The organism is Gardnerella nova (genome assembly GCF_049244055.1).
Lineage (GTDB): Bacteria > Actinomycetota > Actinomycetes > Actinomycetales > Bifidobacteriaceae > Bifidobacterium > Bifidobacterium vaginale_H.
This window is the reverse complement of record NZ_CP058369.1, coordinates 1424598-1441769: the sequence shown is the minus strand read 5'-3', so window position 1 is coordinate 1441769 and position 17172 is coordinate 1424598. Positions and strand designations below refer to the sequence as shown.

The following is a 17172-nucleotide window of genomic DNA, read 5'->3' as shown; positions in this document are numbered from 1 at the left end:
ATATGGCACAATCCAATTCAAACGCTGATTCTCAAACGCAAGTTGAGAAAATGAATGAGCAACTCAACATCCAGCCAATACAATCCGAAGTTTCCAAACAAACCGATTATGTGGAACCTGTTGGAAAAATACTGTTTATGTATGCTACGGCAGTGAGCGATGTAGGAACTGTACGAAGCAACAATCAAGATTCCGCATTTGCTGGTGAACATTTGGCTGCTATTTGTGACGGTATGGGAGGTCATGCCGGAGGAGATACTGCTTCCACTATTGCCATTCGTTCTCTCGCGCATATTGAGCAGGATTCAAGACCACACGATATAAAAACTGTGTCTGCAATGATGGAAACATCTATTATGGCAGCTCACGATGCCATTGTTGGTAAAGCTAAAAGAGAACGCCGACTTGCAGGAATGGGAACCACTGTTACCGCAGTAACGCTAGTTTGTGGATATTGGGTACTTGCGCACTTAGGTGATTCGAGAGCATATTTGTTAAGAGATAATCATCTTATACGTATGACAACGGATCATAGCTACGTTCAACATCTTATTGATATGGGACATATCACTCCTGAGGAAGCGCGTAATCATCCTCAACGCAATGTTGTAATGCGCGTTTTGGGAGATTTTGATATTGATCCACGTCCTGATATTGCTTTACGAATGGCTCATCCTTCTGATCGTTGGCTGTTGTGTTCGGATGGATTATGTGGGGTGCTTGAAGACTCAACTATACAAGATGTAATGAGCACTGTTTCTAATCAGGAAGAGTGCGCACAGAAGTTAGTTGCCATGGCTCTTCGGGCTGGTAGCACTGATAATGTTACTGCTGTTATTGCTGATGCAACGTTGGCGCTTGATGCTGATGCTTTTGATTTACCACATCAAACTCCACTTATTGGTGGGGCAGCAAGCCAAGATCTTGAATCAATAGCGGATATTATTAACAAAGCTGTTGCTGCATCTCCTGCTTTAAGAGAAGATAAAAATTCTCCAGCTCAGCGTGCAGCTGCTTTAGTTCAAAATGCAGATAACAATCATGACGAAAATTCGGATGTAACAACTACTGTGACAAGAATTGTTCAGCCTTCTCACATTCGAGAAGAAGCTGGTGAGTTGCATAATCCTGATACTCACGAAATTCCTATAGTAACTAAGAAAAATGGTAAAACTTCTACAGATCCGCATGATCCGGATGTAGCTCGTGCTATGAAACATGAGCAAGATGAGGCTCATCGCGCACACTCTTTACGTAGGCGTTGGACGCGTATTGGAATTGCCTTAGCAGTATTACTAGGTCTGCTAATTGTGTCCGCCGCCGGTTATGGTGTGTATGCGTGGACACAAACCCAGTATTACATTGGTGAAGGTAATGATCGTGTTGTTATCTATCAAGGTGTACCAACAAATATCTTTGGCATTGCTTTATCTCACGAAGTTGAATCAACTAATATTCGTGTAAAAAAACTTGATAAGTCTTGGCAAGAACAGTTGCGTGAAGGCATCAGTTTTGGCAGTTTAGCTGAAGCCCGTGGTCATGCTGCTCTAATTCTTCGAGAAATGCGTGCAAGAGCACAAGAAAAGCGACGTGAAGAACAACAGAAGAAAGTTGTTCGTTCACAGCAAAATAAGAATCACGATAACGCGGGACAGGAGGGTAAAACCTCATGAGTATGATTGTTACGCGTATACGTCAAATGGCGCTTCTTCTTTTTGCAACCTTACTTTCGTGCATGGCATTCTTACAAATGTTCTTCCGAATAGACGGCTACGTATCAAGCAACTATGTAGTTATGCTGTGCTTGGTAGTGCTATTATTCCTAGTATTTTGGAGCGTATTACTAGTAAAACAACCGTATGCCAGCCAAGCCATATTGCCGTGTATTATGCTACTCACCGCTATTGGAACCGTTCTTATCGCTAGGATTGATCGGCAAAACAATACCAACGTTGCTATGAAACAATTAGTGTGGGTTTGTGTAGCACTAGTATTATCAATTATTTTTGTAATAGTTTTACAAGATTATCGTATACTTAGACGTTTCTCGTACGTCAACATGGTGATTGGCTTACTACTACTGCTTTCACCTATGATTCCGGGCTTAGGTAAGGAAATTGGTGGGGCTAGGATTTGGATAGGTTTTGGCAATCACACTATTCAACCTGGGGAATTTGCTAAATTATTCCTTGCTTTCTTCTTTGCTGCGTACTTGTTTAATCATCGTGATCGTCTTGCTGTAGGTGGAAACAAAGTATTAGGCGTTCACTTGCCACGTTTGAAAGATACTGGTCCTATTGCGTTAGTATGGGCTGCTTCAATGGGTGTGCTGGTGGTTCAGCATGATCTTGGAACATCATTAATGTTCTTTGCTATGTTTGTGTCAATGTTGTATGTGGCAACAGGACGCAAGGGATGGCTTGCGATTGGTTGCGTCGCCTTTATTGTAGGATGCTTGGTTGCAGTAAAACTATTTGCACATGTGCAGTATCGTGTGGATGCGTGGCTTCACCCATTTGATAACGCCATATATAACCGTTTCCCTGGCGGATCTGCACAAATTGTATCAGGATTATTTGGATTAGCTGCAGGAGGTACAACGGGAACTGGTTTAGGTCAAGGACACCCTTCGTTAACACCGTTAGCTAATTCAGATTTTATTTATGCTTCCGTTGGTGAAGAACTTGGTCTTACAGGTCTTCTTGCTGTTCTTGTGCTGTATTTAATTATTATTGCTTCCGGCATGATTACAGCAATGAAAATTAAAGATGGTTTCGGCAAGCTGTTGGCATCCGGACTTGTTTTTACTATGGCATTTCAAGTTTTTACCGTTGTTGGTGGTATTACGTTGGTTATTCCGCTCACTGGTTTAACTATGCCATATATGGCAGCTGGAGGATCTTCGCTGGTAGCAAATTATTTGCTTGCAGCCTTACTTATTGTTATTTCTCACGCAGCAAACAAGCCTGAATCTACTGTCGTTTCTGATACTTTCCAATATGAAGCGTTAGCTGCGTTGAGGGAACGAGAGTTACAAGAGCGTGCCCAAACGTCCTCCGAAAAGAATGATTACAAAGAGAATAGCACTTCGTCAGTCGTTTCAGCGGAGAAGCGAGGTGAGATTCATGAATAAAAGTCTGAGAGAACTGTTTACTGCAGTAGTTGTGCTGTTTATAATTTTAGGAATTTCAAGTACTATTATTACTGCTATTCATGCGAATGCATTAAATGCTGATCCACGCAATAGAAGAGCTTTGTATCATGAATTTGGTGCGCCGCGAGGTGCAATTCTTACTGCTGACGGTACTGTTATAGCAAAATCTGATCCTTCAAAAGATGCTTTTGTATATCAAAGACAATACGCTAATGGTCCAGTATATGCGCCAATTACTGGGTATTTCTCCATTAGTCAGCGAGCTGATCGAGGCATTGAAGCGTCGCGTAACAGCCTGCTGAGTGGTGAGTCTGACGCATTATTCTGGCAAAGATTTCGTTCTCTGTTTACTGGTGTTGCTAACCGTGGAGCATCCATTGAAACTTCTATCGACTCACGCTTACAGAATCTTGCCTACAATCTTCTTAAAGACAAAGACGGTGCTTTAGTTGCCATTGAGCCGAAAACTGGAAGAATTCGCGCAATGGTGAGCACTCCAAGTTACGATCCGAATATTCTTGCTCTGCACAATATTAATGCTGTTAATAATTCGTATGAACAGATTACTTCTGATATAGCGAATCCTATGCTAAACCGCACTATTTCCGAACTTTATGCTCCAGGATCCACGTTTAAAACGGTTGTTGCAGCCGCAGCTTTAGAGTCCGGAAAATATCAACCAAATACGTTAATTCCTGCCGGAGTAAGCTATACTCTTCCTGGAACAAGTGCCGCTTTAACTAATGTTGGTCCGCAAGGAAATGGAGTGAACGGACAAATTTCCTTTGAAGATGCTTTAGCTTACTCCTCTAATACTGCTTTTGCACAGTTAGGTAATGCTTTGGGTGTTGATGCGTTGGTAAAACAAGCAAAAAAGTTTGGATTCTTTGATTCTCCAACAATAGATGGTTCTGACTCTACAGGATTCCCTCTTCGCGCAGTAAGCTCTACATTCTCACTGAAACCAACTCCTGACAAATTAGCGCTGGAATCTATAGGTCAAGGTGACGCTAAATTAACTCCTCTGCAAAACGCTATGGTTGCTGCAGCTATCGCTAATAATGGTACCCTTATGAAACCTACTCTTGTTGACTGTGTTAGATCTAGTGATTTGTCTGTGTTATCACAAACAAAGCCGACTGTTATGAATCAGGCGATGAGTGCTGATAATGCTGCTAAATTATCTACTATGATGCAAGCTGTGGTCACGAAAGAAAATATGAATCTTTCCTTACCAAATATTCACGTTGCTGCGAAAACTGGTACAGCACAGATTGGAATGTATAATCAGGCGGCAAATGGTTGGGTTATTGGATTTGCCCCCGCGGAAGATCCTAAAATAGCTATAGCAGTAGTCGTTCATAACGCAACAACTTTTGGTACCTACGTTGCAGGACCAATTATGCGACAAGTGATGAAGGAGGCGCTTACCCAATGAAACTCGTTGAAGGACAGTTAGTTCATCATCGTTATCGTCTCGACTGTCGTCTTGCACAAGGCGGCATGGGAGAAGTTTGGAAGGGCTTCGATATTCAGCTTGGCAGGATTGTAGCCATTAAAGCGTTGCGCACTGATACTTCAAACGTTGAAGCGAAGTTACGTCGTCTTCGTGCTGAAGCGCACAATTCTGCGAACCTTGCGCATCCTAATATTGCAGCCTTATTTGATTACTATGAGCACGATGGAATTGGCTTCCTCATTATGGAATATGTGCCAAGTAAATCGTTGGCAGACTTGTATCATAAAGAGAAAGTTATAGAACCTACTAGACTGCTTCCTATTCTTATTCAAACAGCGCGTGGTCTTTTTGTAGCACATTCTCACGGTGTTATTCATCGCGATGTAAAGCCTGCAAATATTATGGTTTCAGATACTGGAAATGTTAAAATAACAGACTTTGGTGTGTCCTATTCAAACGATCAAGAGCAGATTACGCAAGACGGCATGGTAGTAGGAACTGCACAATATATTTCTCCTGAACAAGCCCAGGGAGAACAAGCAACTGCACAATCCGATATTTACTCGTTAGGCGTTGTAGCTTATGAAGGATTATGCGGACATAGGCCGTTTACGGGAGCCACTCCCGTAGATATTGCGGCTGCTCATGTGAATGATCCTGTGCCACCTTTGCCGAAGACAGTTGATTTGCAATTAAGACAGTTTGTTATGTCTATGCTTGCAAAAGATCCTCAAGATCGTCCAAAAGACGCGCTTGTTGTTTCAAAAGTATTATCGCGCATTGAACGCAGACTTCTTGATCAACAAACAGCTTTTAATAACACAACAGGAATGATTACTACCGTTCCTAAACAGGTACGATGTATTAAAAGCATGCCACAAACACAAGTTAATATTATTAATATTTTTAATACCAATAATCGCAAGGAGCAGCAATGAGTACGACAATGCCAACCTCATTAGCGAATGGCCGATATGAATTAGGTGAACTTATCGGCCGCGGCGGCATGGCGGAGGTGCGAGTCGCAGTAGATAAGCGCTTGGGACGTACCGTTGCTGTAAAAATTATGCGTTCTGACCTGGCAAATGATGAAATCTTCCTTTCAAGATTCCGCAGGGAAGCACACGCGATTGCGCAAATGAACAATCCTAATATTGTAAATATTTACGATTCCGGGGAAGAATCTGTCATTGCAGAAAATGGTACAGAAGAGCGCCTTCCGTATTTGGTAATGGAATACATTAAAGGTAAAACGCTGCGCGATATTTTGAAGATGAATGGGGCATTAAGCCAACGTGACGCTGAACAAGTCATGTTGGGCGTGCTAAATGCTCTGGAATATTCGCATCACATGGGAATTATTCACCGTGATATTAAGCCTGGAAATATTATGATTTCCGAGCAAGGCATGGTGAAGGTGATGGACTTCGGTATTGCGCGTGCGTTGGATGATTCCGCAACTACTATGACGCAATCGCAGGGTGTTGTGGGAACGGCGCAATATTTGTCGCCAGAACAGGCTCGCGGCGAACAAGTGGATATGCGTTCCGATTTGTATTCTGCGGGGTGCGTATTGTATGAGATGCTCACTGGACGACCTCCATTTATTGGAGATTCCGCAGTGTCTATTGCATATCAGCACGTGTCTGAAGTTGCAACTCCGCTGAGTACGCTTGTGCCAGGAATGCCTGTTATGTGGGACAAGATTTGTGCTAAAGCTATGGCAAAGGATCGTCAGAATCGTTATGCTACAGCCGCAGAATTTAAAAACGATATTTTAGCGTTTATGAACGGTGGAGTACCGGTTGCCGCTGCGTTTAATCCTCTGACTGATTTAGCTAATATGAAAGCTCGCAAGCAGGCTGAGCAGAATGCAGCAACACAAGCCATGGGCGTAGAAGATGTTGCGGCAACGCAGTCATTTAATCCTATTACGGGCCAGTTTGAAAACTCGAATGTTGCTTCTTTCGAACCGAGTACAAGAGCGGCTCAACGTGCTACTATGCAAGCTAAACGACGTAAGCATGTAGTAATAGGCTCTATTTCCGCAGTTGTAGTAGCACTTCTAGTACTTGTCGGCATACTGTTTATGCTGAATCGCAGTCGTATGGCTGGTGACGTTGTTGTGCCAACCTTTATGGAAACAACTACGCAGGATGCTGCTCGAGAAAAGTTGCGTGCACTCGGATTGGTACCAGATATTCGTGAAGATGACCGCTCATCACAACCAGAAGGTACTTTTACTAAGCAGTCTCCGCGTGGCGGTGAGCGTGTAGCTTCTGGTTCTAAGGTTACCGTGTGGTTCTCTGTGGGACCGCAATCGTCGCGCGTTCCTGATGTAAGCGGAAAATCTCAAGAAGAAGCTCGTAAGATTCTTGAGCACGCCGGTTTTAAGATTGCAAGCGTTCGCGTTGAAGATAGTTCCGAAGTGAAAAAGAATCATGTAACGCGTACCGATCCTGATGCTGATTCCTTCGCAGATAAGGGAACGCCTATTACGCTGTATATAGCTTCTGGTTTAACGAAGATTCCTGATGGTCTTGTTGGTCAAAGTAAGGATATTGTAGTAAGTCAGTTGCAAAATCTTGGTTTTACTGCGGATATTGTGAAAGAGGATTCAGATAGTGTGCCTGAAGATAATGTGACGCGCATCAATCCTGCATCCGGAACGTCAGTTAAACCGCATAGCTCCATCACTGTGTATGTGTCTCAAGGTTCGCCAAAGGTGGAAGTGCCTCGCATTGACGTTGGTAATATAACCTTTAAGCAAGCTAAGAAGATACTTGAAGCTAAGGGTTTGCGAGTGGTATCTGATTCCATTGCCAAGGATGATGACATTGTTACGGGAATGTCAGAAGAATCCGGGAACAAGGTGGATAAAGGTTCTGCGATTACTTTAACTACACGAGCTAGCGCAAGTAGTATTCCATCTCCAACAGATACGACGGATGCTCCAGCAAAAAATAATTAAGTTCATTGTTACAGGTTGAAACCTACTCACCAAGTTTCGTATGGTGGTAAAGAACTGTTTTATGAAACGGTGAGTAGGAAGATTATTTCTTACAATGGTACATATTTTTAAGGCCTACAAGCATATAACTTGTAGGCCTTAGAAGTAGATTCTCGTTTATAGTTCAGACAGTGGTAGCGTAGTTAGACATCTGCTGAAGTATTGGAATTGTTGTTGCGGCCCACGGGAAAATCCACTGAAAAAGAGCCATTGCGATGAAAAAATAAATCAACAATACCAAAATCCAGCGTATTGCGGTTATGCCTGGCTGAAGTCGTAAAAGACCACCAAATATGCTGAAGTCTGGCTTTTTCTTCAAACCAGCGCGTATGGCACGAAGTTCAGGCCATTGCCAAGCGATTGCGCCTGCTGCGAAAAATACGATGTACAAAGCGCAAACAACAAGCATAACTGGCACTAATGAAGAAAGGTGAGAAGCTAAAGACTGCTGTTCGTTATTAATAAACTTAACATTGCCCTGCTCGTCAATTGTAGACAACTCTTTCGGAATGCCATCGCTAATTTTTGCCCAATATGCGAATTGTGAGTAACTAATCCAGCGGTGCGTTGCAACACTGTACTTAGGTTCACACGTGGTAAGAGTAAGCATACGCTTCGTTGGTTTCTCACCAGGATTATCAGGATTTGGAGCAATAACTTCACCATGATCTGGTGTGACAATTTTATGAGACTCATACTTGTACACAAACCAGTAATCTTTAGTACGAACTACGACTGCGTCCCCAGGCTGCAACAAATCAACATCGCCTAAAGGCTGTCCATAACCACTACGGTGACCGGCTATCGCAAAATTACCGATTTCTCCAGGAAGCTGGGTTTCACTGTAGTGCCCTACGCCACGCATACCTAAAATCTCTAGTGTTGTGCCCTCTACGACGTTACGTTCCCACTGGTTGCCAAAACGCGGAATGTACAAACGCGCTAAGAGTTCGCCATACTTGACCTTATTAAGCTTCGGAGGTTCACCTGTTTGAGGCATAGCAATCTTAGCTTCAGTGCCGCTTTTAGGATTATGCCATGAAGTTGTTTGACGGGCTTCAACCTGAGTATGCTCGGCTTGAGCGCCTGTCCACCACATTTGCCATGCGACATATAGTGCGCAAACTATTGCAAAAGCAATTAGAAGTTCACTTAAAACGCCGATAGCCTGGCGCCAAAAGCCAGAGCCAGTATTCTTAGCATATCGCCCATGTGCGTTAGCAGAGTGCATAATGCGCTACTCCTTTGTTGACATATTAAGATCTTGAACCATAGTATTACTTGCCTAGTTCTTTAGATACTGTAGCGTATTGTAACGGCTGTAGCAAAACTGAAGATTCGGGAAAACGCAAATTCTCTTTCTTCTCTACTTTCCACCCCAGTCCAAACGAACTTACGTACTCTTTATAAGTGCGTATGGCTGGTGAAGTATTAAGAGCATTCACCATATCATCTACTGGGCCAATAGCAGATATTTTATATGGTGGCGAGTACTGGTGTCCCTGCAACATGAGTACGTTACCAATACAGATTACAGCAGTATTGAACAATACTCGCTGATCTTGAATAGTCATAGCTTCCGCACCGCCTCGCCATAGTGCGTTTACGACAGATTCAATATCTTGCTGGTGAATAACGTAATCGTTAATATTGCCGGAAGTTCCTGAACCGTTTACTACACCTTTCCACAAGGGGGAATCGTTAAGAGTAACTACAATACCTGGTCCTTGAAGTTTCGGAAGTACTGTACTGCTTCCCGTATCTGAAGAAGACACGTTATCGTTTGTATTACTTACTAAAGTCTTGTTGAGTAAACTAATTTTAGAATCTAAAGATTTAATATCTTCTCGTAAAGATTTAGTACGCTGAGAGTTAAGCTCAACCATTTGACTCGTGTTGGAAGTAACGAAAGCGGTTTTATTAACACGCAAGTTGGTAACAAACAAGTAGCCGGTAAGAAATACAGCAATCGCAACGGCAAAACTGCCCAGTAATGAGCGTGGGGCGCCGTGTTTGCCGGTCTGTTTTACCATAATTTGCCTTCATTCTTTCGGCTGTTCTTTCAGCTGTTCTTCCAGCGTTCGAGTGTAACCACTATTATAGCGTGTAGCCGATTGATTGGAGAGTTACAGTTATGGCTGAGGAAAAATTGCACACGACTGCAGCTGACGACGCTGCAAAGACGAGCGATACGTCGAATGATGATATTTACGGCGTGCCTATGGATGAGGTTGAAGCTGTGTTGAACGCTACTGCTGATAAGGAGGCGCTTTCACCACAGATTCAGCAGATGATGCAGCGTCAAGCAGAAAATAGGCGACGTGTTGAGGAAAGCATCAAAGGTACTAAAGCTAATGCTGCATGGTTTGTGCCACTGTTCTGCACGCTGATGATTGTTGGTTTAATTTGGGCGGTTGTTTACTATCTGAATCCTGCTCTACCAATTCCTGGCATTGGCGTATGGAATTTGGTTATTGGTTTAACAGTAATTTTTGTTGGATTCATAATGACCATGTGGTGGCGTTAATACAATTACGCTAATTTAGAACCGATTTTATTAAAGTAGCTGCGCGTTTTGTGTGGCTACTTTTTTATTGTTACGAAAAGTTACGATATGCGAATTTTGTGTTTCGCTATTATTGCTGTACGGAACCTGCGCGAATAATCACGTGATCTTTATTGCTGTCGGTTGTTGCAATAAGCCTAATATTTCCGCCGTCCTGTAAGTGCAAACGTTTCTTCAGCACTTCCGCCGGCATAGGAAAGTTTCGTGTAACAATATTTGCGTGAGTAAGATCGCCAAGCGTTCGCTTTATGTCGCGCTTGTTCATGCTACACGTGCTCTCAATTTTCCATACTTTCCCCGGAAAATCAGCGTAATAATCGCGAGCAATGCAAACGTGGCTGTTAGGGCCAATTTCCTGGATCTTGTATTGTTCTTCTAAGTATTCAAAGCACCCAGCTTTCATAACTGCTGCGTTTGGTTCGTAAACGTACTGTGCCCATTGTTGCCAATTGCGTAAGTCGTTGCTCTGCCTGGTTTCAGTGCTGTCGCATAATTGTGCGGCACGCGTTGAAACTTGCTTGGTTACGGTATCATAGAACGCTTTAATAGTGGTGCGCTGATTGTCGTTTACGCAGTGTATTGAAAGTTGGTTATGAATATGCGCATCAATAATTAGTAGTAGTTCTTTGCATTCGTTATTATGCGCAACTATATGTACTTGCGAGACGTTGCCGCCGAAATCACTTACTGTTTTGTGCCAATCAAGCATCGGTGAAAGTTTAATCATCACTATTTGAGCTTTTGCAAGCATACTCCCTTTAAGAGCAAGTACATCGGGGGTGCAATCTTCGATGGCGTACGTGCGTGCGCCCTGTGTATTCCTGCGAGCTGGGTCAACATATATCATCGTTACGTTGGAAATGTGGTTCAGTGCGTCAAGACTGTTGTTGTTATAGCATGCAACGTGTGAAAGTCCCAAAGATTTCATGTTATGTTGCGCTATGCTAGAAAGTTCAGTTTGTTGCTCAATGCAGATTGCGGAATCGAAAACTTCAGACATTATTGTGCAATCGACGCCAAATCCGCCTGTAAAATCAACAAGAGTGCTCGAAGTATTTTCTTCATGCAGCTCACTAAGTAATTTTTGTGCAATATTAGCTTTATATTGCGCTGTGGCTTGCGAAGAGCATTGTTCCATAGATATATGTGCCGGATATATAATCTCTTCGCAGGATGCCCATTTTGGCAGTTTTTGAAGGGCTATTTGTTTGCCTGCGATTTGATTTATTGCAAAAGGAACATCAATACCTGCGTTGCGTGGTGCTTTAAGAGCAGCATTATTTGGATTTGCTTTCGCATTTTCTTTAATAAACGCAATCGTGGAATCGTTAGCTGGCTGAATAGCGGGAGGATTTTGAAGAACAGGCATGGTTTTTATTGTTCATGAAGGTGTAGAAATTTAAGACAAAAAGCAAGAAGAATTACACAGCGGGCAGTAAATTGTGGATAACTGTTATGCACTTATACACGCGTTCAAGAAAGGCAAGTTATCAACGTTTGTGATTAAGTATGTGGATAACTTGAGTAGTTGTTAGCATCTTATGCCCAACTTATACCCAAGTTATCCACACTACTGTACACAATGGTGGAAAACTACACGCGTGTAATTTAGCTACAATGTCCAACTCAAGCAGAACACTGCACAAGCGACGAGAATCACAAAAATCGAAACAAAATACGTTAAGAAACGCGTATTAAAGGAAGCTTTTTCAAGAAGCCTATTATGCGTGCCAAGCAAAGCTGCAAGAACTGTACCAACTAATAAACCACCGACATGTGCCTGCCAAGCAATATTAGGAATAACAAGAGGCATAGCAAGAGTAATCGCAATCCAGAGCAACGTGCCTCTCATATTTTCGCCAAGCCGCCATTGCGCAACCAACAGTGCACCAATAAGTCCCATTATGGCTCCTGAAGCGCCATAAGACGCAACAAACCAATTATGAGTCAAACTGCACCATATAATGTCAGCAACGTCGCCGCCGAGGGCAGAAAGCACATATAAACCGAGGAACTTCCACTTGCCAAAGAAACGTTCCAACTCTGCCCCAAGGGACCACAAGCAAAGCATATTAAAGAAAATATGTGTAATGTTTGGCGCGTGTACAAACATTGACGTGAACCAAGTCCAAGGTGTCACAAGCGCTGTTACTGGTGCGAAAGCGGTGTACTCTATCAGCAGAGAATATGTGTTAGGTGCAAAAGTATGTAAGAGTATTTCCACAACCCACACAGCTACGCAAGCGTATATAAGAACCGCTGTAATAGTGTTGCAGCGAAGTTTGAAGCGTTGTAAGAAATTTTTTATATCCAAATTGTGCATATCAATATAGTATCTGTTTTGCTTCACATTTGTGTCGCACTTATGGCGTTTTAAAAGTTTACGAAAAATAGTCACAAACATTACTTACAAAAAGATGCGATGGTACTAAAAAGCAACTATGATAGTAGATACGCGTCAAAACGCGATAAGAATCGTTGACTTGGACGAGCAGGTCAGCTTAACGAAAGGAGCCATCATGGAGAACAGGTCCTCTGGCGGTTGGAAGTTCTTTGCACTGCTCTTCGGAGCACTGCTCGCAGGCATTGCTGCACTGTATGTATATAAGCAGCACAATCCTGATTACGATCCATGGGAGCAGCCATGGGAGAACAGCTCTTCACCAATCGATTTAGGATTAGAAAAAGAAGAGAAGGAAGAAAAAGACGCTCCTGCTGCAGAAGCTTAAAAAGGAATCTTCAACAAAACGTAAGCTTCAAATAGAGGCTTTAGAACAGCAGTAGTTGCTTTAATAACTTTAGAAATAAGAGGCGGTTGCGCACACGCGTAGTTGCCTCTTATTTATATTAATATTTTTTAGATAAAAAATGGCGGAAGCTGAATCAACAGCCTCCGCCTTTATTTAAGCGATTACAACGCTACCTCTATGCTCACTCAGCGACGTGTGCTGGCAAAGCGCCAGTGTGCCAAATGCGATCGAGGTAATCTTCGATAGAGCGGTCAGAAGAGAAGTAACCAGAGTTGGCTACGTTCAAAACTGCCATGCGAGCCCACTTCATTGGATCGCGGTAAGTTTCCTCAATCTGAGCCTGAATATCCATGTAAGAGCTGAAGTCAGCCATTGCCATGAAGTAATCGTGGGTAAGCCAATCGTTGACGAGTGGCTCGTACACGCTCTTGTCGCCGTTGGAGAAGGTGCCGTCAGCAACCATATCCACAGCGGTCTTCAAGCGAGGATCAGACTCGTAGTACTTGCGGGAGCCGCCGTGATCGTAGCCTTCAGCGTAGAGCTTATCAACTTCGTCAACGGTCATGCCGAAGAGGAAGAAGTTCTCAGCGCCAACGCGCTCGCGAATCTCAACGTTTGCACCATCGAGGGTACCAACAGTCAAAGCACCGTTCAAAGCGAACTTCATGTTACCGGTGCCGGAAGCTTCCTTACCAGCCTGAGAAATCTGCTCATCCAAATCGGTGGCAGGAATCAAGTTCATTGCCAACTCGATGTTGTAGTTTGGTGGGAAGAACACAGCGAGCTTGCCCTTGCATGCTGGGTCGTTATTCACCACGCGAGCAACATTGTTAATGAGCTGAATCGTGAGCTTTGCCATAGCATAGCCTGGAGCAGACTTAGCGCCGAAGAAGACAGTGCGTGGAAGCATCTTGTCTACGTCGATCGTGCCATTCTTGATTCCAGCGTATGTGGAGATAACTTGGAGAATCTTCATGGACTGGCGCTTGTACTCGTGCAAACGCTTAACAATGGTGTTGAACATGGTGTCCGGGTTGATTTCGAAGCCATACTTCTGCTTTGCGAAATCAACGAAGGCAAGCTTGTTCTCTTGCTTGACCTTAGCGAACTTCTTTACGAAGGATGGATCGTCAGCCAATGGCTTCAAACCTTCGAGAAGCTCCAAATCACCCTGCCATGCGTCAGTGCCCAAGCCCTCAGTAATAAGAGCAGACATACGTGGGTTGCTCAAACGCACGAAGCGACGAGGAGTGACGCCGTTAGTAACGTTCTTGAACTTATCTGGGTACACGCTGGAGAAGTCCTTCAACGTGACATCCTTCAAAAGCTCAGAGTGAAGCTCAGCAACGCCGTTAACGTAAGAGCCGCCGTAGGTAGCCAAGTAAGCCATACGAACTACAGCACCTTCGCCATTTTCATCAGCGTCGGTAGCGATACGCATACGCTCAACCTGATCCTCGGCAACACCCTTGCCGCGAAGCTCGTTACGGAACTGCTCGCTAATACCCTGAATAATCTCAAGGTGACGTGGCAAAAGTTCGCCAATAAGCTTGGCTGGCCAAACTTCCAAAGCTTCTGGAAGCAAAGTGTGGCAAGTGTAGTTGAAGGTCTTAGTGGTGATACCCCAAGCGGTGTTCCAATCGTAGCCGTACTCGTCCATAAGAACGCGCATAAGCTCTGGAATACCGATAACTGGGTGAGTATCGTTCAACTGGAAGTTAATCTTGCTTGGGAAGGTAGTGAGATCCGGCTTATCCTGACCTGGGTAGAACACGCGGATGGCGTCATGAATAGAAGCAGCTACGAAGAAGTACTGCTGCTCGAGACGCAAAGCCTTACCTTCTGGAGTGGAATCTTCTGGGTAAAGAATCTTAGAAATGTTTTCTGCTGCAACCTGTGGCTTCACAGCATCCAAGTACTCAGACTTGTTGAAAGTGAGCAAATCAAACTCATCGTAAGACTTAGCAGTCCACAAACGAAGAGTATTTACGCGGCCAGAATTGTAGCCTGGAACCATGTAATCAACTGGTACTGCACGAACAGACCAAGTTGGCTTCCACACGCGTTTGCCATTTTCTTCTACAACTTCACCGCCGAAGTTGACGCGCTGGTCACGACCATAATCAATGTGGCCCCATGGCTCTTCATTGCTCAACCAGTAATCAGGGGTTTCAACCTGCTTACCTTCTTCATTAAAGCGCTGCTTAAAGATGCCGTAACGATACTGAATACCGTAGCCGAATGCTGGCACACCAATAGAAGCGAGTGAGTCGATGAAGCATGCTGCGAGACGACCCAAACCGCCGTTACCCAAACCTGGCTCATACTCGGCGTCGATAACAGCCTTTGGATCGAAACCAAGCTTAGTAACAGCCTTATTGAACTGATCAGTAAGACCAGCGTTCAACAAAGCATTCTCAAGCTGCTTGCCCATCAAGAACTCTGCACTCAAATAGCCAACAGCCTTGGTATTACCATTAATCATGTCATGCTGTGTCTGCATCCAAGAGTCCATCAAGTGACGACGAACTGCGGTAGCAGCGGCAACATACACATCTGCCGTAGTGGCCTGCTCTGGCGTTACACCCTGGGTGTACTTGAGATGCTCTTGAAGTTCTTTGGCAAATGCCGTCGCAGTAGTTTTAGCTTTCGGCGCGACGTGTTTAGTCATATTTGACTCCTTGTGCCGTTTGTTATATTTCCTAAAAAGTGTGCAGCCTGAAACTTTGTTTAGGCAATTAAATCAATGCCGTGTTGTAGGTAACTTTTGCAGATAACTACAAAAAGGCGTGAATGCACACGATATTTTCGACGATACCACAACCCCAAGTCCTTTAATTAATTTAATTAATTGGTATATAACGACTTATTACAAATGTACTTTTCGAAAGTATGTTGCGTTGAAGATAAAGTATGTTGCATTGAAGATAATGAAAGAATGGCAGTAATACTTGAACGAGATATAGAGCGAGGGAAGCGCGCTTGGTTATCTTGGCATGAAGCAGCATTAAAAATATGTAATTCTGGTATTGAGCAAATGCAAATAAGTAGCAGTGTTGTACAGATTGCGCCTGCGGACGTTGCTTTAGCTGTGAGATATTCTTTGCACTTGCTTGAAAATAAGGCACCTGGCACGGGGGTGGAAGTTCGGGTTGCTCCTTGGGGAGCCGTGAAAATTTTAGAAGGCCCCGCCTCCGATCCGCACAATCTTACGCCTCCAGACGTTATTGAGCTCGATCCGGAAGTTTGGTTAAGACTTTCTTGCGGTATCACAAGTTGGAATCAAGAAAAGCAAGCAGGCAACATAAGTGCGTGTGGAGAACGAGACGATTTAAGTGATATTCTGCCGCTGTAAAATGCTGGGGATTTTCGTCGGCACGCTGCGTTAGTGTCTCTTAATCCCGTTTTTCGGACCCGCGTGCAGATTGTGTTCTGCGTTAGTGTCTCTTAATCCCGTTTTTCGGACCCGCGTGCAGATTGTGTTCTGCGTTAGTGTCTCTTAATCCCGTTTTTCGGACCCGCGTGCAGATTGTGTTCTGCGTTAGTGTCTCTTAATCCTGTTCTTCGGACCCGCGTGCAGATTGTGTTCTGCGTTAGTGTCTCTTAATCCCGTTCTTCAGACCCTCGCGCAGTACTCTTTCTGCGCGCGTGTCTCTGGTTGACAGTCTTGTCGTTGCTTTTGCGGTTTTGCGGAACATTTGCCGCTTGCTCAGATTTTTATGTAACGCGCGTAACGCCAACCAAACACAAATACCCTGGGGGCAGTACTGCACACCCAGGGTACGTAAGTTTTATAAGAAATTAAAAAATTCGCAAGCTAATGCTTTATTTGTCATGCTTGTGCATGAAGCTCGGCACTGGCATAGGAATGTGATGATGCACAGGAGCGTGTGCGCCCGTATGAGCTGCAGAATTTTCATTACTCACAGCTTTAGCAGCTGCTTCAGCGGCCCACTTAGCATATTCGTCTAAATCATCATCGTCTGAAACGTCAGCAGTAGCATCCGTTTGATTGGTGCTATCTTGCTCTGGAAGATACGTATCCTCCTCGTAGCTTTCGCTCGACGCAAATGGATCGAAGGATCCTTGTCCGGGTTCGCTAGAGTTGAGTTCCTTAGCAAGCTCGACATAATCCGTATCGGTCGTCAGGTACTTGAGCTTACGGGCAATTTTCTGTTGCTTTGCCTTCTGTCGTCCGCGGCCCATCTGACCCCCTCTAAAAATTACCGTAAC

The 17172-nt window shown here is 44.0% G+C and carries 14 protein-coding genes; 8 read left to right on the top strand and 6 right to left on the bottom strand.

What is annotated here, in order from left to right; genetic code table 11:
• Window positions 1-2 precede the first annotated feature (2 nt).
• The 5 genes from HXT56_RS05640 to pknB are packed head-to-tail and all read left to right on the top strand — an operon-like array spanning window position 3 to window position 7584.
• Window positions 3-1673: a PP2C family protein-serine/threonine phosphatase gene (locus HXT56_RS05640; protein WP_250309742.1), complete on the top strand. Its 1671-nt coding sequence runs from the start codon at window positions 3-5 to the stop codon at window positions 1671-1673.
• A complete protein-coding gene (locus tag HXT56_RS05635; protein WP_250309743.1) occupies window positions 1670-3133 on the top strand; it encodes an FtsW/RodA/SpoVE family cell cycle protein in 1464 nt (487 codons plus the stop codon). Before HXT56_RS05640 ends, HXT56_RS05635 begins: the two co-directional genes overlap by 4 nt.
• Entirely contained in the window at window positions 3126-4592 is a 1467-nt protein-coding gene (locus HXT56_RS05630) for a peptidoglycan D,D-transpeptidase FtsI family protein (protein ID WP_421777987.1), read from the top strand. Before HXT56_RS05635 ends, HXT56_RS05630 begins: the two co-directional genes overlap by 8 nt.
• Window positions 4589-5551 (top strand): serine/threonine-protein kinase, encoded by a 963-nt coding sequence (locus tag HXT56_RS05625; RefSeq protein WP_421777986.1) that lies wholly within the window; start codon window positions 4589-4591, stop codon window positions 5549-5551. Before HXT56_RS05630 ends, HXT56_RS05625 begins: the two co-directional genes overlap by 4 nt.
• Window positions 5548-7584: a Stk1 family PASTA domain-containing Ser/Thr kinase gene (gene pknB, locus HXT56_RS05620; protein WP_250309744.1), complete on the top strand. Its 2037-nt coding sequence runs from the start codon at window positions 5548-5550 to the stop codon at window positions 7582-7584. The genes HXT56_RS05625 and pknB overlap by 4 nt, the downstream gene beginning before the upstream one ends.
• 163 nt (window positions 7585-7747) lie before the next feature.
• On the opposite strand, the gene HXT56_RS05615 is transcribed toward pknB, so the two are convergent.
• Both HXT56_RS05615 and HXT56_RS05610 read right to left on the bottom strand, forming a co-directional pair.
• Window positions 7748-8854: a class E sortase gene (locus tag HXT56_RS05615; RefSeq protein WP_421777985.1), complete on the bottom strand. Its 1107-nt coding sequence runs from the start codon at window positions 8852-8854 to the stop codon at window positions 7748-7750.
• Between the two features lie 46 nt (window positions 8855-8900).
• On the bottom strand, window positions 8901-9656 hold the full coding sequence (locus HXT56_RS05610; protein ID WP_421777984.1) for a DUF881 domain-containing protein: 756 nt from the start codon (window positions 9654-9656) through the stop codon (window positions 8901-8903).
• A 101-nt stretch (window positions 9657-9757) separates the two neighbouring features.
• On the opposite strand from HXT56_RS05610, the gene crgA reads away from it, so the two are divergent.
• Entirely contained in the window at window positions 9758-10150 is a 393-nt protein-coding gene (gene crgA, locus HXT56_RS05605; RefSeq protein WP_116712471.1) for a cell division protein CrgA, read from the top strand.
• Window positions 10151-10259: 109 nt separating this feature from the next.
• Here crgA and HXT56_RS05600 read toward each other — a convergent pair whose 3' ends face one another.
• Both HXT56_RS05600 and HXT56_RS05595 read right to left on the bottom strand, forming a co-directional pair.
• Window positions 10260-11558 (bottom strand): THUMP-like domain-containing protein, encoded by a 1299-nt coding sequence (locus HXT56_RS05600; RefSeq protein ID WP_421777983.1) that lies wholly within the window; start codon window positions 11556-11558, stop codon window positions 10260-10262.
• A gap of 243 nt (window positions 11559-11801) precedes the next feature.
• Entirely contained in the window at window positions 11802-12512 is a 711-nt protein-coding gene (locus HXT56_RS05595; RefSeq protein ID WP_421778502.1) for a rhomboid family intramembrane serine protease, read from the bottom strand.
• Between the two features lie 196 nt (window positions 12513-12708).
• On the opposite strand from HXT56_RS05595, the gene HXT56_RS05590 reads away from it, so the two are divergent.
• Complete coding sequence (locus HXT56_RS05590; protein ID WP_165846087.1) at window positions 12709-12918, top strand: hypothetical protein; 210 nt, start codon at window positions 12709-12711, stop codon at window positions 12916-12918.
• A gap of 202 nt (window positions 12919-13120) precedes the next feature.
• On the opposite strand, the gene HXT56_RS05585 is transcribed toward HXT56_RS05590, so the two are convergent.
• Window positions 13121-15610, bottom strand: a complete 2490-nt coding sequence (locus HXT56_RS05585; protein WP_421777982.1) for a glycogen/starch/alpha-glucan phosphorylase — start codon at window positions 15608-15610, stop codon at window positions 13121-13123.
• Between the two features lie 267 nt (window positions 15611-15877).
• Between HXT56_RS05585 and HXT56_RS05580 the strand changes: the two genes are divergently transcribed.
• Window positions 15878-16294, top strand: coding sequence for a sterol carrier family protein (locus HXT56_RS05580; RefSeq protein ID WP_116712474.1), 417 nt, complete (start codon window positions 15878-15880; stop codon window positions 16292-16294).
• A gap of 470 nt (window positions 16295-16764) precedes the next feature.
• Here HXT56_RS05580 and HXT56_RS05575 read toward each other — a convergent pair whose 3' ends face one another.
• On the bottom strand, window positions 16765-17145 hold the full coding sequence (locus HXT56_RS05575) for a DUF3073 domain-containing protein (protein ID WP_116712475.1): 381 nt from the start codon (window positions 17143-17145) through the stop codon (window positions 16765-16767).
• Window positions 17146-17172 lie beyond the last annotated feature (27 nt).

What these genes read in the sequence shown, in the direction of transcription:
- HXT56_RS05600 (WP_421777983.1), bottom strand. Translation starts at nt 11,558, where the DNA reads ATGCCTGTTCTTCAAAATCCTCCCGCTATTCAGCCAGCTAACGATTCC.
- HXT56_RS05615 (WP_421777985.1), bottom strand. Translation starts at nt 8,854, where the DNA reads ATGCACTCTGCTAACGCACATGGGCGATATGCTAAGAATACTGGCTCT.
- HXT56_RS05635 (WP_250309743.1), top strand. Translation starts at nt 1,670, where the DNA reads ATGAGTATGATTGTTACGCGTATACGTCAAATGGCGCTTCTTCTTTTT.
- HXT56_RS05585 (WP_421777982.1), bottom strand. Translation starts at nt 15,610, where the DNA reads ATGACTAAACACGTCGCGCCGAAAGCTAAAACTACTGCGACGGCATTT.
- HXT56_RS05580 (WP_116712474.1), top strand. Translation starts at nt 15,878, where the DNA reads ATGGCAGTAATACTTGAACGAGATATAGAGCGAGGGAAGCGCGCTTGG.
- HXT56_RS05625 (WP_421777986.1), top strand. Translation starts at nt 4,589, where the DNA reads ATGAAACTCGTTGAAGGACAGTTAGTTCATCATCGTTATCGTCTCGAC.
- HXT56_RS05575 (WP_116712475.1), bottom strand. Translation starts at nt 17,145, where the DNA reads ATGGGCCGCGGACGACAGAAGGCAAAGCAACAGAAAATTGCCCGTAAG.
- HXT56_RS05610 (WP_421777984.1), bottom strand. Translation starts at nt 9,656, where the DNA reads ATGGTAAAACAGACCGGCAAACACGGCGCCCCACGCTCATTACTGGGC.
- crgA (WP_116712471.1), top strand. Translation starts at nt 9,758, where the DNA reads ATGGCTGAGGAAAAATTGCACACGACTGCAGCTGACGACGCTGCAAAG.
- HXT56_RS05595 (WP_421778502.1), bottom strand. Translation starts at nt 12,512, where the DNA reads ATGCACAATTTGGATATAAAAAATTTCTTACAACGCTTCAAACTTCGC.
- HXT56_RS05590 (WP_165846087.1), top strand. Translation starts at nt 12,709, where the DNA reads ATGGAGAACAGGTCCTCTGGCGGTTGGAAGTTCTTTGCACTGCTCTTC.
- pknB (WP_250309744.1), top strand. Translation starts at nt 5,548, where the DNA reads ATGAGTACGACAATGCCAACCTCATTAGCGAATGGCCGATATGAATTA.
- HXT56_RS05630 (WP_421777987.1), top strand. Translation starts at nt 3,126, where the DNA reads ATGAATAAAAGTCTGAGAGAACTGTTTACTGCAGTAGTTGTGCTGTTT.
- HXT56_RS05640 (WP_250309742.1), top strand. Translation starts at nt 3, where the DNA reads ATGGCACAATCCAATTCAAACGCTGATTCTCAAACGCAAGTTGAGAAA.